We start from the raw sequence: 22794 nt of genomic DNA, 5'->3' as shown, positions 1-22794 counted from the left end.
AATGCCGTTCGGCAGCACCTCGAGCAAACATGTTGCACCTTATCCTGCCATTTAGCTGCGAAGAGTTGAAAGAACTCCAACACACGTTTGCCACGGAAAAGGGCATTTGGTTTGGTAACCCGCAAGTCACGGCACATCCAAATCAATCGATTGTTGAATGGTATATTGGTGACTACCTGCTCAATCTTGGTGATGACGAATTAAGGTCGTTTTTCAATCAGTTACTCGGTAAGAAGGCATAAACTTATCAATATGCGAGCTTACTAACACGCCATACGCGACACTTCATGTATTCTTAATTGAAGCGAAGAAGAGGATTTATCAATGTCAAAAAGCTCCAAACTTCACAATGAAGACAAACTGGTTAAGAAGGCACTAGAGATTGGTGGGAAGATGGCGAAGCTACAAGGCTTTGACCTTCCTCAGTCACCACAACCTCTAAGAGTAAAAGCGATTTACCTATTCTTGGTTGATGCCAAACAGATCACCCCATTACCGGAAAGCAAGCTAGACGGCGCAAGCATCAAACACCGACTGGCAGTCTGGATACACAGTGCATTGCCAGACAACGACCCTCTAAAGTAGAAAACCTCATAAGTCATATAGGTCATTAATTAACAAGGCGAGCCAAATGGTTCGCCTTGTTTGATCTTGGCGAGTGCACCGAGGTCTTCTAATGTTTCGTTATCATTGATTTACAAAACAGCATCAAAAGGGCTAAAGATAAAGCCAGAGAAGCGCTACAATGCTCGCGTTGCAAGAGTGCAACCAAGAATACTCATTTACAGAAGCCTTGAAGTAACCATACATGTCTAAAGATTTCGAATTCACTACAGAATACACACTCGACAAGCCATTTTTTGCTGAGTGTTATGATCAAACTAGCCAGCCAGTTAAGTTCCCGCAAGCGTATTTGAAAGGGATCCTCTTTCTAATTTTTGGTGTGGTTTTATTGGAGTTTGAACTGCTACCTAACGGTTACGTCGGTTGGTTCTTTATCGTATTGAGTGTGATTGAAGCGTGCAGCGTTTACTTCAAAAGAACTTGGTGGCTGTGGCGTCAAACCATCAGCTCAAGCCGCGGCAGTAAAGTGGTGTTTGAAGTGAATGCAGATGGCGTGCGCTACAAAAGCGGTAAAGTTGACCGCAGCCTCGCTTGGAATGAAATCGACCAACTCGAACAAACTGATTTGGGCTTTATCCTTCACCTTGGTAAACAACGCCAATACATCAGCAAATCTTGCTTAAACGAAGAAGTGATCGCGTTTATGGTAGAGCAGCACGCGGCATCAAAAGCGAGCTAACCAGCTCATATCAAGCTGGAATGAGCGTTCTAAAAAGTAGGTGATATATGATCGAACATTGTAGCAAGTATATCGTCGGTTCTGAATCAATTGGGTTTGATGTAGAAAGCTAATAAGGCTTAGAGGTTTCTCTTTCGGACATACTGCTTCGGTGTCATGCGCGCAATCTGCTTACACTCTCTAGTCATGTGTGCTTGATCGGAAAAGCCTTGCTCCAGCGCCAATTCCGATAAAGTAAGATCGGGTTGCGCTCGGAGTTGCTCTAAAGTGTGCTTCACTCGTTTAATGCGTTGGTAATGTTTAGGAGTAATCCCCAACCATTTCTGAAAATTGCGCTCTCTCTGGCGCTGACTGATGGTCCCTGTAGGTTGTTCAATAATGTGGCCGACATACTGCGGTTCATATTCCTCAATCAGTGTTTGAACCCAGCGATATAACGTAGAAATCCTTGCATATGCCGAACGAGCTGTTTGCAGAGACTCAAATGTTGCTAGTGCAGAAGAAGCCAAAGGGTGGTCGTCTTGAATCCGCAATAGCTGTTCTAGACGTTTACCAAATAGTTGATAACCAACAGCAGGATGAAAGCGTACGCCAGTCATCACCGCGCCTGGCGGTAGGCAGACCTGATGTGCCAGAATGCTTATAGGCAGTAGGACAACCCCCGGCGTCTGCCACTCACCATCTATTTGTACTTCATTCTGTAAAATGAATACCACACCTGTACCAGCATCACTGAGTAATTGTTTACGTACGGTTTGCGTCGTATCAGGTTTGACGGATGCTGACCAAATGGCTTGAACATAGCCAGCTAAAGCCTTTTGAGGTTTTAAAATATCAAATTCTAAGTTCAAATGAATCATCCTATTTAACCTCAACTTAAATGAGAAAGTGATACACATGTACTTTTCATCCTATTAAGTTGAGGTATAAGCAGTGGCTTACAAGTAAGAACCGTCAAATAGAATTATCGAGGTTTATAGACTCCAACCTTTGGCTTAAATGCCTTAACTATTCGGTTCCAACTATTGATCGCGTTGATCGCAATTGTTAGGTTGACCATAGCTTCTTCTCCAAAGGTATTCAAGGTCAGCTGATAGCTATCATCATCTACTGGTAGGCCAGCAGTTAGTAATTCAGCCCAACCTAGTGCAACGTGTTCTGCATCGCTGTAGAATGGCATATCTTTCCATGCACTAAGCCCCCATATGCGTTCCGGCTTTTCACCTAACTTAAGCGCATCTTTACTATGCATGTCGATACAAAATGCACATTGATTGATTTGCGATATGCGTAACTTAACCAGTTCCCATATGATCATGTTCATAGTTTCTGATTGGCTAAATTGTTCATGGAAGTAAGCTTCCTGAGCGTATAGGATTTCTATTGCTTTTGGCGCTACTTCAATATAGTTGAGTCGTTTTTTCATGGTCATTCTCCTCTGTTTTTTACATAGTAAAAAACGCTCTTAGCAAAAGATTGAAGATTTTCGACATGCACTCAATAAAGTTAGATAAAAGAGTGAACGACGAAAGCGAAAAGTGTACCTATTGGAAACCAAGAAAACTTATGCCAATTAACAAAGTATTGCTCTAAATAATGCGACTTAAGGTTGGCGTCTATTTTTACTCCACCACCTTCCGTAAACGAGCAAAAGGTGCTGAGTTACCTATATACACGCCAGCCGCAACGATAAAGACGCCTAAAACATTTTCCCATTGAGCCTGCTCACCAGAAATGAACGAAATCAGTAGAGTGAATACCGGCATAATATTAAATAATGGAGACATTTTATCTGGACCAAGAACGATAGCACCTTTCATCCAAAAGTAATAAGCGATCAAAGTGCCAAACAGGCTCATGTACGCTATTAGTGATAGGTCTTTAAATGTTATGGCATTTAAGCTACGGCTAAAGTCGCCGTGGTACATCGCTATAGCGACCATTTGAATGGCACCAATACTTAACACCCAACGTAACTGCTGAGTTACTGGGATATGAGATGTTAAACGCTTCGCTAGAATTGTGTATAAACACCCACTAATTAAAGCAAATAACATGTATAGATCACCAATATTACTATTGCTGCTAATAGAATGAATATTTCCCCCTGTAATGACGATTACCACTCCACAAAAACTGATTAGTGCACCTAAAATAGTTTTAACCGAAATGGAAGTTTTGAGAATAAAGCCCGACAACAAGATAGTGACAAGTGGTAGATTTGCCTGAACAACCGCTGCGTTCACTGGGGTAGTAAAGCTCATTGCAGAGAAAATAGAGAAGTTTTGGATAGTTACACCCACGGTTGCTATAACAAACAACGACAACATACTTTTTCGTGTGAGCTTGGCTCCATATGGAGAGCGTTTAGTACCTCTTATCAACAAGAGTATTAAAGCTGCAACGGAAAACCGTAACGTCGCTGAATCCAAAGGAGAGACATCGCTATTAATAGCCTTTATTACGTTAAAATTACTAGACCAAAAAAAGATAGCGACAACAACACCGCACCAAATTGATAAATGCTTAGACATAGATCTTCCTGATAAAAATTAACTTGACGCGATAATGCTATATATTTCATATTTGATTTTTAATAGCCAAATTTAAGAGGGTTAATCCCAAATATGGAACGTCACTCTTTGGATGACCTTTTGTTATTCGTTTCTGTTGCTCGTTATCAAAGCCTAACACAAGCATCTGAGCGTCTTAATGTCCCGTTAGCCACGCTAAGCCGGAAGTTAAAAAGGCTGGAAACAAACTTAAATTGCAGACTATTTAACCGCAGTGCACACCACTTTGCGTTAACAACTGATGGCGAAAAATATTATCAACTCTGTGAGCCATTACTTCTTAGCTTAAATAATGTGACATCGAGAATTGCGACTGAGCGTCAGTCTTTAAGCGGAACGATAAAACTATCAGCGCCAATTAACATGACACAGATGTGGTTAAAGCGGTGCGTTTATGAATTTGCAGAGCAACATCCGAAGATATGTATCGATTTAGATGTACAGAATGAAAAAATCAATCTTGTATCTAACCGTGTCGATGTTAGTTTTCGTCTTGGTGATCTTATTGAACAAGACTGGATTGCTCAGAAATTATGGTCGATTCCATTTGCGCTTTGTGCATCACGAAGCTATTTAGAACAACACCAACCGATTACCCATCCAGAACAACTTGTTCATCATCGCCTAATTACGGTAAACAACGACAGCCAATGGAAATTAGTTAATCAAATCACCAATGAAACATTTGATCATCCGCTAAAGTTTCAATTCACTTCAAATGATGTACTACTAGTTAGAGACGCCGTCATCCATGGTTTAGGAATTGCGTGGATTCCAACCTATTACTTTCATGAGCTAAATCATGATCAACATAACCTGCTGCCTTTGTTGCCGGAATGGCAATGCTCGGGTAAAGAAGTATTCATTATGTATCGAGACCGCGATAAAAGGCCTGCAAGAGTTGATGCATTTATTGAACATGTCTTAAATTGGAAAAATCGCATTCAAATGTTTGCTTGAAAGAGGTTTATCACATTGTGCTGTGCCGGTAACCTCAAGTGAAGCTTCATGACTCTGCTTCAATTGAGTTCATTTATTTAACCTCTAAAAGAATCATGAATACATAGGCAGTTAATGGGATTCGAGTTTACAAGTGATTCGGTCAGCTAAAATTCAAGCTAAGTAGAAAGTATTTGCAGTTGTATTTGCCTCTGAAAATCGTTTAGAGCTTTCTCATCCGCGAGGTTCTATAAGAAATTATTAAGGATATATTTGTGTGTGATTTCGTGAAAAAAATTATTGTAGGTTTACTTTTCAGTGCTTCGTCTTTTGCTTCCTTAAGTCAATATGTTCCAGCAATGAATGATAAGAACGGTTATGTAGAACCATTTCAGATGTTTGATAATGTCTATTATGTAGGAGACAAGTGGGTCTCATCATATGCCATTGCTACAGACGACGGACTCGTTATCATTGATACGCTTGACTTCCCTTACTCTGAGTGGATACCTATCAACCTAGAGAAGCTAGGGCTAAAAGATAAGCCAATAACGCACATATTGGTAACTCATGGGCATTCTGACCACGTTGGGGGCGCCCAGTTACTTCAAGAGAAGTATGGTTCCAAAGTCGTGATGACCAAAAGCGCTCATGAACTATCTATACAGCAATCAAACAAAAGCGAAGGTGAGAACAAGTTCCTTCCTCCAAATTTAGACATAGAGATAAAAAGCGATAGCTCTATGGCTATTGGTGGACATGAGTTTAAGTTCTATCTCACACCTGGCCACACGGAAGGTGATTATTCCTTAGACTTCACTGTTGAAGATAATGGCGAACAATATCGTGCTTTTATCGTTGGTGGGCATAGCGTAAGTAGCAATGATCCAGAAGTTATTGGCCAGTTCCTGACTAGCATGGAGAAAATTCGAAAAATTTCACTACAGGCACCTATTGTGAACGTTAACCTTTCGAACCATCCACATAAAAATTTCCTTTTTGAAAATAGGAAGAAGCTCGGTACAAGCGGTAACCCGTTTATCAGTGAGGCAAACTTCTTCATGTTCCTTAAGCAACAAGAAGATTTAGCTAAGGGAAAACTAGAAGAACTATAATACCGTGGTATACGAGCAGCCTTCGTTATTAGGTTAGAGATTTGCTCTTGAGTTATAGCTAAGGCTTTGATGAGTTGCTCAATCAAGATTCGACACTTGTGGTAGCTGTATTGTTTGTCGGTTCTAGTGGCAAAGGCGCTGTGCGTAAACATTCGTATTGTGTGCCTTAAACATTTGCAAGGCGTTACGTGCTTTCTAGAAAAGTCTCAAAATAGCGTACAATTAGCGTTTTGACACAGCGGAAATCATCATGGCCAAAACTGTTCAGCAGCAAATCGGAAACATTGCTCTAGTCGTTGAAAATTACGACGATGCTATCGAATTCTATACTCAAAAACTTCAATTCACTCTGGTTGAAGATACCAACCTAGGTGGTGGTAAACGCTGGGTTCAAGTTTCTCCTCCAAACTCCAATGGTACAAACCTACTTTTAGCTCAAGCGAGTACACCGGAGCAAACGCATGCAGTAGGAAATCAAACAGGTGGCCGTGTTTTCCTGTTTCTGCAAACTAATGATTTTTGGCGTGACTACGAGTTGATGAAGAAAAATGGTGTTGTATTTAATGAAGAGCCTCGTGTGGAAGAATACGGGACAGTGGTGGTGTTCCAAGATCTCTATGGTAATAAATGGGACTTACTGCAACTGAACTAGAAACTACATAGCACCTGCATAACATAGTGTTCATGAGGAGTTTCCAACAAGCTTTTAAGGCTCTGAGATATTAGTGCTAATTCAAAGGTTCTCAGAAGTCACTGTATTTCTAAATCACTTTTGTGCAAACAATAACTAGCCATCATTCCTTCTCGATGTATCAACAAATGTTACGGCGGCACACCAAAAACAAAGGCGAACCAATCGGTTCGCCTTTGTTTATTTAGATTCTACAAAAATTAATCTTCGTAGTTATCGATGCTTGGGCATGAACAGATTAGGTTACGGTCACCGTATACGTTATCTACGCGATTTACCGTTGGCCAGTACTTCCAAGATTTGGTCGCTTTAGACGGGAAGCAGCCAATCTCGCGAGAGTAAGGGCGGTCCCAATCTTCAGCTGAAAGATCAACTTGTGTGTGTGGCGCGTTAACAAGTGGGTTGTTATCCAGTGGCCATTCACCGTTTTTCACTTTCTCCATTTCTTCGCGGATAGCGATCATCGCATCACAGAAGCGGTCTAGCTCTTCTAGATCTTCCGATTCCGTTGGCTCAACCATTAGCGTGCCCGCTACAGGGAACGACATAGTTGGTGCGTGGAAACCGTAGTCCATTAGACGCTTCGCGATGTCTTCTTCGCTGATACCTGTTTCTTCTTTCAGCGGACGAATGTCGATAATACATTCGTGCGCTACGCGGCCATTTTTGCCACGGTAAAGAACAGGGTAGTGTTGGCGAAGTGTTTCCATCACGTAGTTTGCGTTCAGAATTGCTACTTTTGTAGCATCTGTTAGGCCAGCTTCGCCCATCATTGCGATGTAAGCCCAAGAGATAGGCAGGATAGAAGCGCTACCCATATCTGCTGCTGATACTGCGAAATCTGCGCCTTCTACACCGTCTTCAATATGCCCTGGTAAGAAAGGAGCTAGGTGAGATTTCACACCGATAGGACCCATACCCGGACCGCCACCACCGTGCGGGATGCAGAAGGTTTTGTGTAGGTTTAGGTGAGAAACGTCTGAACCGATGAAGCCTGGTGATGTTAGACCAACCTGCGCGTTCATGTTAGCGCCGTCTAGGTAAACCTGACCACCAGCGGCATGAACCATTTCACACACTTCTTTCACTTTCTCTTCGTAAACGCCGTGCGTAGAAGGGTAAGTGATCATAATGCTTGATAGGTTGTCTTTGTGTTTCTCGATTTTCGCTGCTAGGTCGTCGATGTCGATGTTGCCTTCTTCATCACACTTAACCACAACCACTTTCATTGACACCATAGATGCTGTCGCAGGGTTAGTACCGTGCGCAGAGCTTGGGATCAAACATACGTTGCGGTGACCTTCGCCACGGCTTTCGTGGTAGCGTTGAATCGCGATAAGGCCTGCGTACTCACCCGATGCACCAGAGTTTGGTTGTAGTGAGAATGCGTCATAGCCAGTGATTTCACATAGCTTTTCTTTAAGGTCTTTTGCGAGTGCTGCGTAACCAGCTGCTTGTTCTGCTGGTGCGAACGGGTGGATCGAACCAAACTCAGGCCAAGTAACTGGGATCATCTCTGCTGCTGCGTTCAGCTTCATCGTACAGCTGCCCAGTGGGATCATGCCGTGCGTGAGTGAGAAGTCTTTGTTCTCTAGCTGTTTTAGGTAACGCATCATCTGTGTTTCGCTGTGGTGCGTGTTAAACACAGGGTGTGTTAGATATTCTGTTGTGCGGCGCAATGCTTCTGGAATGGCTGCAAACTCGTTGCCTGCGATTTCAGTTGATAGTGCTGCGACTTCTTCTTTCACACCGAATACTGCGAATAGGGCTTCTACATCTGCCACGGTTGTGGTTTCGTCGAAGCTCACACCTAGCTGAGTACCCAACTTACGTAGGTTGATGTCTGCGGCTAGTGCTTTCGCGTATAGGTCTTCAGTTTGTGCACCTGTGTTGATAGTGATGGTGTCGAAGAAGCTGTTGTGAGCAAGCTCGAAGCCGCCTTTAGTTAGGCCAGCGGCTAGGATGGCTGTCATGTGGTGCGTACGACGAGCAATCGTGCGTAGACCTTCTGCGCCGTGGTAAACCGCGTAGAAAGACGCCATGTTCGCTAGCAGTGCTTGAGCAGTACAGATGTTTGATGTCGCTTTTTCACGACGGATGTGCTGTTCACGCGTTTGCATTGCCATGCGCAGTGCTTGGTTGCCGTTAGTATCGATAGAAACACCGATAACACGACCTGGCATAGTACGCTTGTGCTTGTCACGTGTTGCCATGAAGGCAGCGTGTGGACCGCCGTAACCCATCGGCACGCCAAAACGTTGTGCTGAACCGATTGCTACGTCTGCGCCCATTTCACCAGCAGGTTTAAGTAGGGTAGAAGCAAGAAGGTCCGTTGCTACAGTCACTAGTGTTTTGTTTGCTTGCGCTTTAGCGATGATGTCCGTTAGGTCACGAACTTCACCTGTTGTACTTGGGTATTGAACTAGTGCGCCGAACACGTCTTGCTCTGGTAGTGATTCTAAAGAACCAACCAAGACTTCAAAGCCGATGAATTTCGCACGAGTTTTTACTACTTCGATGGTTTGTGGGTGAACGTCGTCAGCAACGAAGAATACGTTGCTCTTGCTTTTACCCGCACGCTTACAAAGTGTCATCGCTTCTGCTGCTGCCGTTGCTTCATCGAGCAATGACGCGTTCGCGATTTCCATACCAGTAAGATCCATCACCATTTGTTGGTAGTTTAGAAGTGCTTCTAAACGACCTTGTGAGATTTCTGGTTGGTAAGGGGTGTAAGCAGTGTACCAGCCCGGGTTTTCCATCACGTTGCGTAGAATCACGTTCGGCGTGAAGGTGTTGTAGTAACCCTGACCAATGAATGTACGTTTAACTTGGTTCTGATCGGCGAACTTACGCATTGCTGCCAGCATGTCTGCTTCGCTTTTCGCTTCTGCCAAGCTCATTGGTTGCTCTAGGCGAATTTGTGCTGGTACGGTTTCGTCGATAAGCGAATCTAGGCTAACTGCGTTGATCGCTTCCAACATTTTCTGTTGGTCAGATTTGTTTGGTCCATTGTGGCGAGCAACGAACTCGTTTTGTGTGCTGAGGCTTTGAAGTAATTCAGTCATTGTCCTTTACCTACTCCTTGGTTCGGGTAACGGATTTGCGTTACTGATAAATTAAATTATACGTCCGAACCTAGAAAAAAAGCTGTTCTCTAAACAGGCTAGGGAACAGCTTTCGTCACATCCTAATTACTCTTCTTCGATAGAGTTTAGGTATTCGTCTGCGTCTTTCAGGTTATCTAGTTCAGATACATCAGACATCTTCACTTTTACGATCCAGCCACCTTCGTACGGCTCTTCGTTAATTAGCTCTGGGCTGTCTTCTAGTTCTTCATTGATTTCTACGATTTCACCAGTGATTGGTGCGTAGATGTCTGACGCTGCTTTTACAGATTCAACGAGAGAGAAGCTTTCACCTGCTTCAACTTCGTCTTCTACGTCTGGTAGGTCAACGAATACCACGTCACCTAGCATTTCTTGTGCATGCTCAGAAATACCAATTGTTACTGTGCCGTCACCGTTGTCACGTACCCACTCGTGGCTATCTGCAAACTTCAGTGTTTTGTCCATTGCTTAATCTCCGAATAACTTGTCAGGAATTATTATGATTTTAAAAAAATCGTTTACTGGTATAGAGGAAAGCGACTGCAAAGTTCTTTTACTTCTTTGCGAACGCGTTTTTCAACTTCTGCGTCACCTTCAGGGTTGTTCACTAAACCGTCCAGTACGTCACCAATCCAATTACCGATGAGTTTGAATTCTTCAGCGCCAAAGCCGCGGCTTGTACCCGCAGGCGTTCCTAAACGGATGCCCGATGTAATCATAGGCTTCTCTGTATCGAATGGGATGCCATTTTTGTTACATGTGATCCCAGCACGCTCTAGAGCTTCTTCTGCTTTATTGCCTTTCAACCCTTTCGGACGAAGGTCAACCAGCATTAGGTGCGTGTCTGTGCCACCAGTTACGATGTCGCAACCGCGAGTTTGCAATACTTCCGCTAGGACTTTTGCGTTATTGATCACCGAATCAATATAAGTTTTAAATTCAGGGCCAAGCGCTTCACCAAATGCGACCGCTTTGGCTGCGATAACGTGCATCAGTGGGCCACCTTGTAGGCCAGGGAATACGGCTGAGTTGATTTTCTTAATGATGTCTTCGTGGTTAGTAAGAATCATACCGCCGCGAGGGCCACGCAATGTTTTGTGTGTTGTAGTCGTAACAACGTGTGCGTGTGGCAGTGGGCTAGGGTGCGCGCCTGTTGCGATAAGACCGGCGATGTGTGCCATGTCGACCATAAGAATTGCATTTACTTCGTCTGCGATTTCACGGAATTTTGCAAAGTCGATAGTACGTGGAATAGCGCTACCACCTGCGATGATCATTTTAGGTTGGTGCTCAAGTGCTAGCTCACGAACATCTTCGTAGTTGATTTCCAGTGTTTCGCGATCAACACCGTATTGAACTGCATTAAACCATTTACCAGAAAGTGCAGGGCGTGCACCGTGCGTCAGGTGACCACCTGCGTCTAAAGACATACCAAGAATGGTGTCACCAGGTTGAAGCAGTGCTAGTTTTACTGCGCCGTTTGCTTGTGCGCCTGAGTGTGGTTGAACGTTTGCGTATTCACAATTGAAAAGTTTTTTTGCGCGTTCGATAGCAATGGCTTCCACTGTATCTACGTGCTCACAACCACCATAGTAACGACGACCTGGGTAGCCTTCAGCGTATTTGTTTGTTAGGCATGTGCCTTGAGCTTGCATTACCGCTTTAGAAACAATGTTCTCAGAAGCGATAAGTTCGATTTGTTCGTTTTGGCGAGCGGATTCCGCTTGAATTCCAGCAAAGACAGCATCATCTGTCGCAGAGAGGTTGGTAGAGAAAAAGTTTTCCAAGCTGTGGTTAGGGTAACTCTTATTCATGGTAGTTGACCTTCCAAATCTGAAAATGAACCCGCAATAGATGAGTTATGATTTGCGGTTGTGGTTCATTTGTCCTCAAAAACAGCTGAACTGCGTAGCAGAACAGAGTGAACATCCGGCCCTAAATTTGGGCAAAAACTCCGTTGGATTGCGTGTTTCCTTTACCAATCTCTTACGGAAATATGCATCTCTACATCTAACAAGTTGGTAACATAGCGCCTGTGACGGGAACAATCAACCAAAAATTTCCTATAGGAAACAAGATTTCAAAATTTGTTAACAAGAGCACGGTTTAATTCACTTGGTGGACTTCTATCCACTATGTGCTTCATGCACAATGCGAGTAAGACAAAAAATATGGATATCTATAGAGGGATTTATGGCAGAAAGTATTTACGATGAATACCCATCGATGACGTTGGCAAAAGAGCAACATGACCAAAATATCGAGCCGTTAAAACTGGGCCAGCGTATTAAGGATATCCGCTCGAAACTCGGTATCACATTAGAAGAGGCCAGTCAGCGAACCGGGCTTGCTCGATCTACACTGAGCAAAATAGAAAATGAGCAGATCTCCCCGACGTTTCAAGCGATGCAAAAATTGGCACTTGGCTTACAAATTGACATGCCACAACTATTTGAGCCACCTAGAAAAAAGGTAGCGACAGGGCGTAGGGATGTTACCAAGAAGAATGAAGGTAAACCACACCCAACACAAACTTATGAACATGAACTGCTCGCGACACAACTTTCCAATAAGAAAATGATGCCGTTTAAGAGCCAAATTCGAGCTCGTAGTTTTGATGAATATAAAGACTGGGTTCGTCATGATGGCGAAGAATTTCTGCTTATCTTATCTGGTGAGGTCATGTTCTATTCTGAGTTTTACGAACCTGTTGTTTTAAGCGAGGGAGACAGCGTTTATTACGATGCAAATATGGGACATATGTTGACCAGTGTTAGCGAGGAAGATGCGCTCATTTTGTGGGTGACAGCCAAATAGTGATAAATACTTGTAAATTTCCTATAGTGAAAGCAAACGATTGCTGTTGGTGGTCGTTATGATGAAAAGGCGCTTTTTTGATGAGAACTTGCTCATTAAAGCGCTTTTTTTGTACGATTTGTTGTGATTAAAATGTTAAGAGTCACACTTTTGCAAGTCGATCTACGTCTTGTTCGTGCAAAATAGAATGAGCCATGTTTATTATTGGAAACACATCGAATGCCGATAGCATTCTCGGGTCTATCTAAATGGAGACGAAAATGACTCAAGAACTACTGAAAACACCACTACACGCACTTCACGTTGAAGTTGGTGCCAAAATGGTCCCGTTCGCGGGTTACGATATGCCTGTTCAGTATCCTCTAGGCGTAAAGAAGGAACACTTACATACTCGTGATGCGGCAGGTCTGTTTGACGTTTCTCACATGGGACAGCTTCGCCTAATTGGTGACGGTGCAGCTGCGTTCCTAGAAACATTAGTTCCAGTGGATATTGTGGATCTTGAGTCGGGTAAACAGCGTTACGCTTTTTTCACTAATGAAGAGGGCGGCATCATGGACGACTTGATGGTGGCTAACCTAGGCGATCATCTGTTTGTGGTTGTGAACGCAGCATGTAAAGCGCAAGATATCGCACACCTACAAGCGCATTTACCATCTGGTGTTGAGCTAGAAATTATCGAAGACCGAGCTCTACTTGCAATCCAAGGCCCTAAAGCGGCGGCTGTATTGGCGCGTTTTGCACCAGAAGTTTCTGAAATGCTGTTCATGGATATTCGTAAAGTCGATATTTTAGGCGCCGAGTGCATTGTTTCTCGTAGTGGTTATACAGGCGAAGACGGTTACGAAATCTCGGTTCCTGCTGACAAAGCGGAAGAGCTAGCACGTAAACTGACTGCTGAAGATGAAGTTGAATGGATTGGCCTTGGTGCTCGTGATTCGCTTCGTCTTGAGTGTGGCCTTTGTCTATACGGTCATGACCTAGACACAACAACAACACCTGTTGAAGCGAGCTTGCTATGGGGTATCCAAAAAGTTCGTCGTATTGGTGGTGAACGTGAAGGTGGTTTCCCTGGCGCAGACATTATTCTTAAGCAGATTGAGACTAAAGATGTGGCGCGTAAGCGTGTGGGTCTAGTAGGTCAAACCAAAGCGCCAGTGCGTGAAGGTGTTGAACTGTTTGATGCTGACGGCGTTAAAATTGGCGTTGTAACCAGCGGTACGGCGGGTCCGAATGCAGGTAAGCCAGTCTCAATGGGTTATGTTCGTGCGGATTTGGCGGCGATTGGTACTGAAGTGTTCGCTGAAGTGCGTGGTAAAATGCTACCAATGACAGTTGAAAAAATGCCGTTCGTACCACAACGCTACTACCGTGGTTAAAACGAATTGAAACAAAAATGCCGAGCTTTGTAGCTCGGCATTTTTTATGTCTTCTTTTCGCTTGTTTACTTTTAGTTTACTGCTTCATCAATAGTACAGCACATATCAATAACGATATCTTCAAGCTTTTCCGGATGAATCATCTCTTCTTTTGGGATCCCAAATTGAGAGGCCATAATGGTATTAAACAATTCCCAATGCTTGATCAGCAGTTTTTCGCGATTATCTGCAATATCCGGCCATGTTTCTTGCATCATTGGCGCGAGACTGACAGCACCATGTGCGAAGATCAACATTTGCCACTTTGATTCCCACTGATCAAATTGTGCATTAGGGTTTTCGCTGTTGTACTGCTCGAAAATTCCGGTAAATATCGCAGCGAACTCATCTTTTGACTTTAAGAAATACTGCAGCAGAGCACCGTCATCGCCTTGTCGAATGGCATCGGCGATCATCTGTACTGGATGAGGATTGACGAGAGCAAATGCTAGCATGCGAACCATAAACAGATAAATTTTTCTATTCGAAGGTGTGTTCTCCGGCATTTCATTGATGAGTTCAGCCATATAGCACTGCATGAACTCGTCCATTGCATCGCTAACCGCTTGCCAGATTTTCTCTTTGCTGCCGAAGTGGTGACGGATCAAACTATGTGAAACACCAGCCTTTTCACTGATATTGCGCAGCGAGACACGCTCGTAACCAAGTTCACAAAACATATCTGCTGCCACTTTAAGGATCAGACACTTAGTTTGTTCTGCTGCTTCAGCACTTCTACGCCCCTGCTTTCTTTCATTCATAGTTCGAATTTTCCCGAATATTAATCACGCGCTTACTTTTACCAGAAACCGAACGCTTTGACTAATTAATTTGCTATCCACCTGGAAAATATGTTGATCAATTTCAAATTCTGCTTATACTGCACGGCTGTGTAATATATAAAACCTACGGAGAAAGCGGGTGCGAAAACAATATTTAAGGCGCACTTTAGTTGGCGCAGTGGTGACATTAAGTCTTTCTGGGATGCTAACTGGGTGTAATAAAGCCATTTCTGAGCCGTCTGAACCTTTAATCAAACCTGTAAAATTACTGGCGGTGAAAGACCTAGAACTTGAAGACTCGCACGCCTTTTTAGCGCGTATTGATGCAACACATCGCGCGCAGCTTTCTTTTCAGGTTGGTGGAGAGGTTGATGAATTACGTGTACGCATGGGTCAAAAAGTCCAAAAAGGTGAAGTGCTCGCAACGTTAGACCCTAAAGATCTTCAGCTTGCGTTAGATGCCGCTCAAGCGCAGTACGCGTTAGCGAAAACACAATGGGACCGCGCGAAAAACCTTTACGGAAAAAAACTCATTAGTACTGATGAGTACGATCAGAAAGAAACTCAATATAAAGCGGCATTGGCGAACTACGAACAAGCTAAAACCGATTTGAGCTATACCAAAATTCACGCACCGTTTGATGGCATTGTGTCATATACCTATGTCAACCCGTTTCAAGTAGTAGCAGAGAAGCAGGAGATCTTGAATCTCATTGATAACACGACGTTGGATGTATCTTTCACCTTGCCAGTAAGTTATGCGGAATCTGTATCACTTGAGTCACTGCAAAACTCCGATATGTGGGTGACGATGGATAGCGAGCCAGGAAAACGTATCCCTGGGCAATTTAAAGAAATTTCGACGCAGCCAAACATCGATACCAATAGTTATGAGGCGATCGTGACCATCACTCGACCAGAAGATCGCAATTTGCTGACAGGTATGACTGGGCAGGTACACATTGCTAAACAACATGTATCGGACGCGATGACGTTACCTCAGTCTGCTTGGGTCAACAAAAATGGGACGCAAGGTGAAGTTTGGGTAATGGACAGAAGCACGCAGCAGGTCAATAAAGTCACTGTGTCACTTGACGCAGCAGGTGGTGTGAAAGCCGGGCTTGATAACAATGATTACGTTGTTATTGCTGGTGTTGAGAGACTGGTTGAAGGACAAGTGGTGAAAGCTTGGGTTCGTGAGGGAGGCATTTAATGAAACGTTCTCTACTTACGATCTCTGCGATTGCACTTGCAGTTTTAACAGGGTGCAAAAATGAAAACCAAGCTATCGTCGAGCAGCCACTTTTTGTGTCGACTATCTCGGTGGATGCACCAGTACAAAGTCAACATCGCGCGTTCAAAGGCATAGTAGTGCCTGCAGAGCAAACGCCAATGGCATTTCGCCGCGCTGGGGAAGTTCAGCACGTATTGGTTAAAGCGGGTGACGTTGTGAAGCAGGGGCAAATGATCGCAAAGCTAGATGATAGCAAAGAGAAGCAAGCCGTGAATGACGCAGAAGCACAATACACACTCGCAATTCGTCAGCTTAAACGCGGTGAAGACTTGCATGCACGTCAAATGATTTCAAAAGCGGAACTTGATGAGCTAACCGCCAATAAAGAGCTAGCTGAGGCTACTTTCTATAACGCGACCAATCAATTGAATTACACCCGTTTATTCGCCCCGTTCGCCGGTAAAGTATCTGATGTTTTCAAAGAACGTTTTGAGCGTGTGGCAATTGGTGAACCCGTGTTAAACCTATACCAAAACGATTTGGTTTACGTGCGTATTGAGCTTTCCGACAATGTTTTAGCGATGGTAGACCCAAACTCAGACAGCATGAGCTACAAGCCTAGAGCAACCTTCTCCGGCATCGATGGCAGATTTGCTTTGGACTATTTAGAGCACACAAGTGAACCCAACGCTGAAACTCAAACCTACGAAATGTACTTGACGATGCCACAGCCAAAAACAGAGATATTGCCGGGAACCAGCGTAAGCGTTTTGGTCGATATGGTGAAGGCGGGCATTACCTCTATTGATGGTTACAGTGTTCCTGTCACGGCGCTTCAAGCAGGCAGTGAAGGGAATGAGTTCTTTGTGTGGAAAAAAGAAGGTGACATTGTCACACGAGTGCCTGTCATGATTTCTCAAGTGAATGGCAATGGAGCCATTGTGTCGTCAGGTGTTAGCCAGGGCGATATTCTGATTAATTCAAATCTGCGTAAATTACGCGAAGGTAAACATGTGGATGTTGTGGAGAATAACCAATAATGAACATTGCTGAGTATTCAATAAAAAACAAAGTCATCAGCTGGTTGTTCATTATTATCCTTGCTGTTGGTGGTTTAACGTCATTTTTGGAGCTTGGACGATTAGAAGACCCGGCATTTACGATCAAAGATGCCATGATCATCTCAACATACCCTGGCGCGACGTCAAAAGAAGTTGAAGAAGAGCTGACGTATCCTCTAGAAAAAGAGATTCGAAAACTCCCTTATATCGACAAAATTACCTCTACGTCTTCTAATGGTATGTCTCAAATAACGGTGAGCATGGAAATGGACTATGGTCCTGATGAACTGCCGCAAATTTGGGATGAAATGCGCCGTAAAATTAATGATTTACGACCATCATTGCCTCAAGGTGTTCAGTCTTTACAGATCATTGATGATTTCGGTGACGTTTATGGCGTGATGTTAATGCTCACTGGTGACGATTACGACTATGTAGAGCTGAAACGTTATGCGGATTACCTGACCCGTGAAATCGAGCTTGTTGATGGTGTTGGTAAGGTAGACATCACGGGCGATCAGCAAGAAATGCTATTCGTTGAGATCTCACTTGATCGCCTTGCTGCACTGAACTTAGACATGAATGTGGTTTCGAGCTTGTTGAACCAGCAAAACAATGTGGTTTCAGCAGGGGAAGTGATGGTCAATGGCGAAAGCCTTGTTATTCGCCCAAGCGGCACCTTAAACACTGTAGAAGCACTAGAAAATCTGATCATTCATGGCCGTGACACAGGAAATCTAATTCGTCTAAAAGACGTAGCAACGATTTCTCGCGGTATTCAAGAGAAGCCAGGCAACGTCGTACTCTTTAACGGTCAAAAAGCGATTAATATCGGTATCTCGTTTGCATCGGGTGTGAACGTGGTTGAGGTTGGTGAACGTTTGGATGCGGAGCTCGCGAGCCTTGAGTCTATCAAGCCTGCTGGCATCGATATGAACTACTTTTACAACCAAGCCAATGAGGTGGATGAATCTGTTAAAGCGTTTGTAATTAGTCTAGCGGAGGCAGTGGCGATCGTAATCATTGTGTTGCTGTTTACTATGGGTTTACGCAGTGGTGTCATCATTGGAGTTGTGTTGTTATTGACGGTATTTGGTACCTTCATTTTGATGAATTACAACAACATCGAACTGCATCGTATTTCTCTTGGCGCGTTAATTATTGCCTTAGGTATGCTGGTTGATAACGCGATTGTTGTCGTGGAAGGCATATTGGTTGGCCTAAAGAAAGGGCGTACCAAAGTTCAAGCGGCTGTCGATATTGTAAAGCAAACACAATGGCCTTTGCTGGGCGCGACTGTTATTGCAATTACGGCTTTTGCACCTATCGGCTTGTCGCAAGATGCGACAGGTGAGTTCATGGGCTCTCTATTCTGGGTGCTGTGTTTCTCACTATTTTTAAGCTGGATTACCGCTATTACACTGACGCCTTTCCTTGCCGATCTTTTGTTGAAAGAGGAAAACAAAGAGCAAGGTACTAGCGAAGATGATCCTTATAAAGGCTGGTTGTTTGTCGTATTTGGGGCATCGCTGAAATTTGCATTGCGATTCCGCTGGCTTACCGTTGCTGGCATGGTGGCGCTATTAGTGGGTGCTGTCGTGGCATTTGGTAATGTAAAACAGCAGTTCTTCCCACCATCGAATACGCCGATGTTCTACGTGGATATGTGGATGCCAGAGGGTACTGACATCCGTGAAACGATCAAAAAAGCTGAAGAGGTCGAAAGCTACATTCGTCAGCAAGATGATATTGACTTTGTTTCTGCTTCGATTGGGCAGGGCCTACAGCGTTTTGCTTTAACCTATCAACCAGAAAAAAGTTACGAAGCGTACGCTCAGTTCCAAGTTCGCGCGACTGATCGTGAGAAAATGTTTGGTTTACTGCATAAGTTAGATGAGAATCTGGCGAAAACATTTGATGCGCCTACGTTCCAGTTTAAATTGATGGAATTTGGTCCATCACCAGCGTCTAAGATCGAAGCGCGTATTACTGGCCCTGATCCACAAGTTTTACGTGACTTGGCGGTGCAAGTTGAAGACATCCTTCATACCGATCCTGGTGCCCGAAACATTCGTCACGATTGGCGAGAGCGCACCAAGGAACTTGTACCCGTTTTCAATGAGTCTAAAGCTCGTCGCTTAGGTATTTCGAAAGAAGATCTTTCAAGCACACTGCAAATGGCGTTTGGTGGTAGCACCTTAGGTTACTTGCGTGATGGTACACATACGTTGCCAATTATGACACGCCTTCCTGAAGAAGAACGCGTAGATTTTGAATCACTACAAAACGTGACCATTTGGAGTCCTTCGTTGCAAACGTATATTCCGGTTGATCAAGTGATTGATGGCGTTCAACTGGATTGGAGTGAGCCGCTAATTCAGCGTCGTGACCGTAAGCGTACGTTAACCGTTCTCGCGGACCATGATGTGTTGAGTGACGACACGGCAGCAAGCTTATTTGCTCGTGTACAGCCTAAAGTGATGGCATTGCATGTTCCAGAAGGGTACGAAATCACATGGGGTGGTGAGTACGAATCATCCAAAGATGCACAAGAAGGCCTATTCGGTTCATTGCCGATGGGTTACTTGTTGATGTTCATCATTACTATTTTACTGTTTAACTCAATCAAAAAGCCGTTGGTCATTTGGTTCACCGTTCCGTTAGCGATCATTGGCGTTGCTTTTGGTTTGCTTACCACGAACATGCCGTTCAGTTTTACAGCATTCCTTGGTTTGTTAAGCCTAAGTGGCATGATTTTGAAAAACGGTATTGTGTTGCTTGACCAAATTAACCTTGAGTTGGAGTCAGGTAAAGATCCTTACCTGGCGATTGTCGATAGTGCGATAAGCCGCGTTCGTCCGGTAAGTATGGCTGCGCTAACGACTATCTTGGGGATGATTCCACTGGTCTTCGATGCCTTCTTTGGCTCGATGGCAATAACGATTATGGCAGGTCTTGGTTTTGCTACTGTACTGACACTGATAGTGGTGCCAGTGATGTTTGCAATTCTGTTTAGGGTAAAACCGACCACTGCATAGGGACTCCTGGCTATTTGCCAGCTTCCTGCCTAGCCCTGAAGGTTTTCTTCGGGGCTTTTTTGATCTTACTAATATATACCAAACCATTCATTTGCTTGATTTTAATGATTTTCTTACGATTACAATGCAAATCATGCGTATACTGATGTAACGACACATCAAAGATTGAGATTACATGAATAAGCGCATATTAAACGGACTCTTCTTCGTTGGTTCTTTCACCTTGGTTGGCTGCACCGCGACGGATAGCATGCCGACAGAAACCAAACAACCTGCCCCTAAAGTCAACAGTGTTAGTGCTGAAGTCATTTCCAGTTGGATTGATAGTAAGGTTTTAGCCCCTGAAGGGCTGTCGCTCGAGCAAGACAATCTACGTTATCTATCGGGTAGCGCCGACCTAAACAGCGACGGCAAGGCAGAACACATAGTGTTGCTTCAAGATCGCTATTTCTGTGGTAGTGGTGGCTGCTCTGCATATATGTTTGATAATGAGGGAAACGTTATTAATCGAATGTCGGTAACTCGCACGCCTATTGTACTAGCCGACAGTTACAGTAATGGTTGGCAGGACTTTATCGTTTGGAGTAATGGCTCATATCGACTCATGAGTTACAACGGTGAGTCTTATCCAAGTAACCCGTCACTAGAGCCAAAGGTGGATCGAGACGCTAACCAGCAGGCGGCAATCGCAAATGTAATGGCGACAGAGCTTTATCAGCAAGACGGCTATGACATTCTGCCCGCAGAGTCAAAAACCTTGTGGACGCCAGCTAACGTTTACCACTTTACCTTCAAGCACTACGGTGATCCGCATAGCGCTTATCAAGCAACGGTGGATATGAGCAGTGGGGAAGTAGACATTGTAGCCGTTCCGGCTGCGGAATAAAAAACACCTCCCTTAACCGGAATTAAAGGGAGGTGCTAAATGCCAAATTCGAGGGTGGCATTGTTAACCGGAGTCGCTCTAATTAAGCTGCGACTTCTTGCTTCGCTTCTGCTTTGCTTTTTAAGAATGCGTAAGTAAAGCCAGTTACCGCTGTACCCGCTGCAATAGCCACTAAATACATTAATACTGGTGAAATTGCGTTAGGAATTAGCAGCACGAATAGACCGCCGTGTGGTGCCATTAATTTCGCACCGAATAGCATCGATAGGGCACCAGTAAGCGCGCCACCTGCCATACAAGATGGAATCACGCGCATTGGATCTTTCGCAGCAAATGGAATTGCGCCTTCAGAGATGAAACACAGGCCCAAGACAAATGATGCTTTACCAGCCTCACGTTCATTTTGTTCAAATTTGTTCTTCGCAATGAAGGTCGCTAAACCCATACCTAGCGCAGGAACCATACCTGCGGCCATGATTGCCGCCATTGGTGCGTAAGTTTGTGAAGCCAGAAGGCCAACACCAAATGCGTAAGCGGCTTTGTTTACCGGGCCTCCTAGGTCGAAGCACATCATTGCGCCAAGGATAATACCCAGTAGTACTGCACTGTCAGAACCCATGTTGTTTAGGAAGTCAGTCAGGCCGTTCATGATGCCTGAAACTGGGCCGCCTACGATGTAGATCATGACAAGGCCAGTGAACAATGTTGCTACAAATGGAATGATCAGAATTGGTTTAAGCGCTTCCATCGATTGTGGGAGTTTTACTTTGTCCGCAAGGAGCTTCGCTGCATAACCGGCAATGAAGCCAGCTGCGATACCACCTAGGAAACCAGCACCCGTTGAACTTGCTAGCATACCGCCAACAAGACCAGGAGCCAGACCCGGACGGTCAGCAATTGAGAACGCGATGTAACCAGCAAGTACAGGAATCATCAATGCGAATGCAGAGCCACCACCAATGTTCATCAAGGCTGCTGCTAGTGTGCCTTCTTCTTTAAATGCTTCAATACCGAACACGAAAGATAGAGCGATGATCAAACCACCTGCAACGACGACAGGAAGCATGTGCGAAACACCCGTCATTAGGTGTTTGTAAGCGCCTTTTTTCTCTTCGGTGGAAGATGAAGAGTTAGCTGAACCAGAATGTTGATACACCGTGGCTTGCTCGAATGCTTTGTCCATCTCTTCGGCTGTTTTCTTCAGAGCTGGACCTGTTTTCGTGCGGTACATCTTTTTGCCGTTAAAGCGATCAAGTGGCACTTCAATATCCGCAGCAATGATCACCAGATCGGCGTCTGCAATTTCTTGCTCAGTCAGTTGGTTTTTAGCGCCAACTGAACCACGAGTTTCCACCTTGATTTGATGGCCACGACGCTTGCCTTCTTCTTCTAAAGCTTCTGCCGCCATAAAGGTATGCGCAACGCCAGTAGGGCATGCCGTGATTGCAACAATCTTCTTTGATGCTGATGTTGTATCTGTAGTGATAGGGGCTGCAAGTGTGGTTGCTTTTTCAAGTAAAGTGGCGTTTTCAACCGCTTGCTGGAGAAACGCAGTTGCGTCTTTTGCTACTTCGCTAATTTCCGCTTGGTAAACCTTTTTTCCTACAAAACGAGAAGTGTCGACGCTAGTATTTGCCGCAATGACAATGACTTCGGCTTGTTCAACGTCAGCTTCCGTCAATAGTGTTGGTTCAACCACACTTGATTGACATTCTATTTTGGCATTCCAGTTTAATTTTGCGGCGGCTTGTTCTAGTAATCCTGCCGCAAGGATGCTATTTGCTACACCGCTCGGACAGGCAGTAATAATGGCAATATTCATACGATAAC

Annotated in this window: 19 protein-coding genes and 1 pseudogene; 12 read left to right on the top strand and 8 right to left on the bottom strand. The window is 44.3% G+C overall.

What is annotated here, in order from left to right; all coding sequences use genetic code 11:
* Positions 1-17: 17 nt before the first annotated feature.
* From R7P72_RS00980 to R7P72_RS00970, 3 genes and pseudogenes are all read left to right on the top strand, one after another.
* A pseudogene (locus tag R7P72_RS00980) lies at positions 18-242 on the top strand (Low-specificity L-threonine aldolase); the annotation flags it as partial.
* Between the two features lie 82 nt (positions 243-324).
* On the top strand, positions 325-585 hold the full coding sequence (locus R7P72_RS00975; protein WP_005376453.1) for a DUF5062 family protein: 261 nt from the start codon (positions 325-327) through the stop codon (positions 583-585).
* Positions 586-808: 223 nt separating this feature from the next.
* Positions 809-1303, top strand: a complete 495-nt coding sequence (locus R7P72_RS00970; RefSeq protein WP_005388773.1) for a YcxB family protein — start codon at positions 809-811, stop codon at positions 1301-1303.
* Between the two features lie 119 nt (positions 1304-1422).
* Here R7P72_RS00970 and R7P72_RS00965 read toward each other — a convergent pair whose 3' ends face one another.
* From R7P72_RS00965 to R7P72_RS00955, 3 genes are all read right to left on the bottom strand, one after another.
* Positions 1423-2163: a helix-turn-helix domain-containing protein gene (locus R7P72_RS00965; protein WP_213907022.1), complete on the bottom strand. Its 741-nt coding sequence runs from the start codon at positions 2161-2163 to the stop codon at positions 1423-1425.
* Between the two features lie 104 nt (positions 2164-2267).
* Positions 2268-2729 carry a carboxymuconolactone decarboxylase family protein gene (locus R7P72_RS00960; protein ID WP_047104117.1) on the bottom strand — a complete coding sequence of 154 codons (462 nt, stop codon included), beginning with the start codon at positions 2727-2729 and terminating at the stop codon, positions 2268-2270.
* 196 nt (positions 2730-2925) lie between these two features.
* Positions 2926-3837 (bottom strand): DMT family transporter, encoded by a 912-nt coding sequence (locus tag R7P72_RS00955; RefSeq protein ID WP_047104114.1) that lies wholly within the window; start codon positions 3835-3837, stop codon positions 2926-2928.
* A gap of 93 nt (positions 3838-3930) precedes the next feature.
* Here R7P72_RS00955 and R7P72_RS00950 point away from each other — a divergent pair, with 93 nt between their 5' ends.
* The 3 genes from R7P72_RS00950 (at position 3931) to R7P72_RS00940 (ending at position 6582) form a co-directional block, all read left to right on the top strand.
* Positions 3931-4836, top strand: coding sequence for a LysR family transcriptional regulator (locus tag R7P72_RS00950; RefSeq protein WP_054730378.1), 906 nt, complete (start codon positions 3931-3933; stop codon positions 4834-4836).
* A 266-nt stretch (positions 4837-5102) separates the two neighbouring features.
* A complete protein-coding gene (locus R7P72_RS00945; RefSeq protein ID WP_225452537.1) occupies positions 5103-5930 on the top strand; it encodes an MBL fold metallo-hydrolase in 828 nt (275 codons plus the stop codon).
* Between the two features lie 250 nt (positions 5931-6180).
* A complete protein-coding gene (locus R7P72_RS00940) occupies positions 6181-6582 on the top strand; it encodes a VOC family protein (protein ID WP_005388788.1) in 402 nt (133 codons plus the stop codon).
* A gap of 239 nt (positions 6583-6821) precedes the next feature.
* On the opposite strand, the gene gcvP is transcribed toward R7P72_RS00940, so the two are convergent.
* The 3 genes from gcvP to R7P72_RS00925 all read right to left on the bottom strand — a co-directional run bounded on the left by gcvP (position 6822) and on the right by R7P72_RS00925 (position 11542).
* Positions 6822-9686, bottom strand: a complete 2865-nt coding sequence (gene gcvP, locus R7P72_RS00935) for an aminomethyl-transferring glycine dehydrogenase (protein WP_017820968.1) — start codon at positions 9684-9686, stop codon at positions 6822-6824.
* A gap of 126 nt (positions 9687-9812) precedes the next feature.
* Positions 9813-10193, bottom strand: a complete 381-nt coding sequence (gcvH, locus tag R7P72_RS00930; protein ID WP_005376432.1) for a glycine cleavage system protein GcvH — start codon at positions 10191-10193, stop codon at positions 9813-9815.
* 53 nt (positions 10194-10246) lie between these two features.
* A complete protein-coding gene (locus tag R7P72_RS00925) occupies positions 10247-11542 on the bottom strand; it encodes a serine hydroxymethyltransferase (RefSeq protein WP_005376430.1) in 1296 nt (431 codons plus the stop codon).
* A gap of 379 nt (positions 11543-11921) precedes the next feature.
* Between R7P72_RS00925 and R7P72_RS00920 the strand changes: the two genes are divergently transcribed.
* Together R7P72_RS00920 and gcvT are read left to right on the top strand one after the other, a co-directional pair.
* On the top strand, positions 11922-12545 hold the full coding sequence (locus tag R7P72_RS00920; RefSeq protein ID WP_005376429.1) for a helix-turn-helix domain-containing protein: 624 nt from the start codon (positions 11922-11924) through the stop codon (positions 12543-12545).
* 260 nt (positions 12546-12805) lie between these two features.
* The gene (gene gcvT, locus R7P72_RS00915; RefSeq protein WP_017820967.1) at positions 12806-13924 is read left to right on the top strand and encodes a glycine cleavage system aminomethyltransferase GcvT; all 1119 of its coding nucleotides are present in this window, start codon (positions 12806-12808) and stop codon (positions 13922-13924) included.
* A 71-nt stretch (positions 13925-13995) separates the two neighbouring features.
* On the opposite strand, the gene vdeR is transcribed toward gcvT, so the two are convergent.
* Positions 13996-14724 carry an efflux transporter transcriptional repressor VdeR gene (vdeR, locus tag R7P72_RS00910; RefSeq protein WP_005376423.1) on the bottom strand — a complete coding sequence of 243 codons (729 nt, stop codon included), beginning with the start codon at positions 14722-14724 and terminating at the stop codon, positions 13996-13998.
* 160 nt (positions 14725-14884) lie between these two features.
* Between vdeR and R7P72_RS00905 the strand changes: the two genes are divergently transcribed.
* The 4 genes from R7P72_RS00905 to R7P72_RS00890 all read left to right on the top strand — a co-directional run bounded on the left by R7P72_RS00905 (position 14885) and on the right by R7P72_RS00890 (position 20964).
* A complete protein-coding gene (locus R7P72_RS00905) occupies positions 14885-15958 on the top strand; it encodes an efflux RND transporter periplasmic adaptor subunit (protein ID WP_031778922.1) in 1074 nt (357 codons plus the stop codon).
* Entirely contained in the window at positions 15958-17019 is a 1062-nt protein-coding gene (locus tag R7P72_RS00900; RefSeq protein WP_005376420.1) for an efflux RND transporter periplasmic adaptor subunit, read from the top strand. The genes R7P72_RS00905 and R7P72_RS00900 overlap by 1 nt, the downstream gene beginning before the upstream one ends.
* The gene (locus tag R7P72_RS00895) at positions 17019-20078 is read left to right on the top strand and encodes an efflux RND transporter permease subunit (RefSeq protein ID WP_005376413.1); all 3060 of its coding nucleotides are present in this window, start codon (positions 17019-17021) and stop codon (positions 20076-20078) included. Before R7P72_RS00900 ends, R7P72_RS00895 begins: the two co-directional genes overlap by 1 nt.
* A 175-nt stretch (positions 20079-20253) precedes the next feature.
* Complete coding sequence (locus R7P72_RS00890) at positions 20254-20964, top strand: hypothetical protein (protein ID WP_005376411.1); 711 nt, start codon at positions 20254-20256, stop codon at positions 20962-20964.
* Positions 20965-21046: 82 nt separating this feature from the next.
* Here R7P72_RS00890 and fruA read toward each other — a convergent pair whose 3' ends face one another.
* Positions 21047-22786: a PTS fructose transporter subunit IIBC gene (gene fruA, locus R7P72_RS00885; protein ID WP_005376409.1), complete on the bottom strand. Its 1740-nt coding sequence runs from the start codon at positions 22784-22786 to the stop codon at positions 21047-21049.
* Positions 22787-22794 lie beyond the last annotated feature (8 nt).

Source organism: Vibrio sp. Vb0888 (assembly GCF_033338835.1).
In the GTDB taxonomy this organism is placed as follows: Bacteria; Pseudomonadota; Gammaproteobacteria; order Enterobacterales; family Vibrionaceae; genus Vibrio; species Vibrio alginolyticus.
Note: the sequence above shows the minus strand (reverse complement) of the source record. Positions and strands in the feature narration are given on the sequence as shown.

What these genes read in the sequence shown, in the direction of transcription:
- R7P72_RS00975 (WP_005376453.1), top strand. Translation starts at nt 325, where the DNA reads ATGTCAAAAAGCTCCAAACTTCACAATGAAGACAAACTGGTTAAGAAG.
- R7P72_RS00970 (WP_005388773.1), top strand. Translation starts at nt 809, where the DNA reads ATGTCTAAAGATTTCGAATTCACTACAGAATACACACTCGACAAGCCA.
- R7P72_RS00965 (WP_213907022.1), bottom strand. Translation starts at nt 2,163, where the DNA reads ATGATTCATTTGAACTTAGAATTTGATATTTTAAAACCTCAAAAGGCT.
- R7P72_RS00960 (WP_047104117.1), bottom strand. Translation starts at nt 2,729, where the DNA reads ATGAAAAAACGACTCAACTATATTGAAGTAGCGCCAAAAGCAATAGAA.
- R7P72_RS00955 (WP_047104114.1), bottom strand. Translation starts at nt 3,837, where the DNA reads ATGTCTAAGCATTTATCAATTTGGTGCGGTGTTGTTGTCGCTATCTTT.
- R7P72_RS00950 (WP_054730378.1), top strand. Translation starts at nt 3,931, where the DNA reads ATGGAACGTCACTCTTTGGATGACCTTTTGTTATTCGTTTCTGTTGCT.
- R7P72_RS00940 (WP_005388788.1), top strand. Translation starts at nt 6,181, where the DNA reads ATGGCCAAAACTGTTCAGCAGCAAATCGGAAACATTGCTCTAGTCGTT.
- gcvP (WP_017820968.1), bottom strand. Translation starts at nt 9,686, where the DNA reads ATGACTGAATTACTTCAAAGCCTCAGCACACAAAACGAGTTCGTTGCT.
- gcvH (WP_005376432.1), bottom strand. Translation starts at nt 10,193, where the DNA reads ATGGACAAAACACTGAAGTTTGCAGATAGCCACGAGTGGGTACGTGAC.
- R7P72_RS00925 (WP_005376430.1), bottom strand. Translation starts at nt 11,542, where the DNA reads ATGAATAAGAGTTACCCTAACCACAGCTTGGAAAACTTTTTCTCTACC.
- R7P72_RS00920 (WP_005376429.1), top strand. Translation starts at nt 11,922, where the DNA reads ATGGCAGAAAGTATTTACGATGAATACCCATCGATGACGTTGGCAAAA.
- gcvT (WP_017820967.1), top strand. Translation starts at nt 12,806, where the DNA reads ATGACTCAAGAACTACTGAAAACACCACTACACGCACTTCACGTTGAA.
- vdeR (WP_005376423.1), bottom strand. Translation starts at nt 14,724, where the DNA reads ATGAATGAAAGAAAGCAGGGGCGTAGAAGTGCTGAAGCAGCAGAACAA.
- R7P72_RS00900 (WP_005376420.1), top strand. Translation starts at nt 15,958, where the DNA reads ATGAAACGTTCTCTACTTACGATCTCTGCGATTGCACTTGCAGTTTTA.
- R7P72_RS00895 (WP_005376413.1), top strand. Translation starts at nt 17,019, where the DNA reads ATGAACATTGCTGAGTATTCAATAAAAAACAAAGTCATCAGCTGGTTG.
- R7P72_RS00890 (WP_005376411.1), top strand. Translation starts at nt 20,254, where the DNA reads ATGAATAAGCGCATATTAAACGGACTCTTCTTCGTTGGTTCTTTCACC.
- fruA (WP_005376409.1), bottom strand. Translation starts at nt 22,786, where the DNA reads ATGAATATTGCCATTATTACTGCCTGTCCGAGCGGTGTAGCAAATAGC.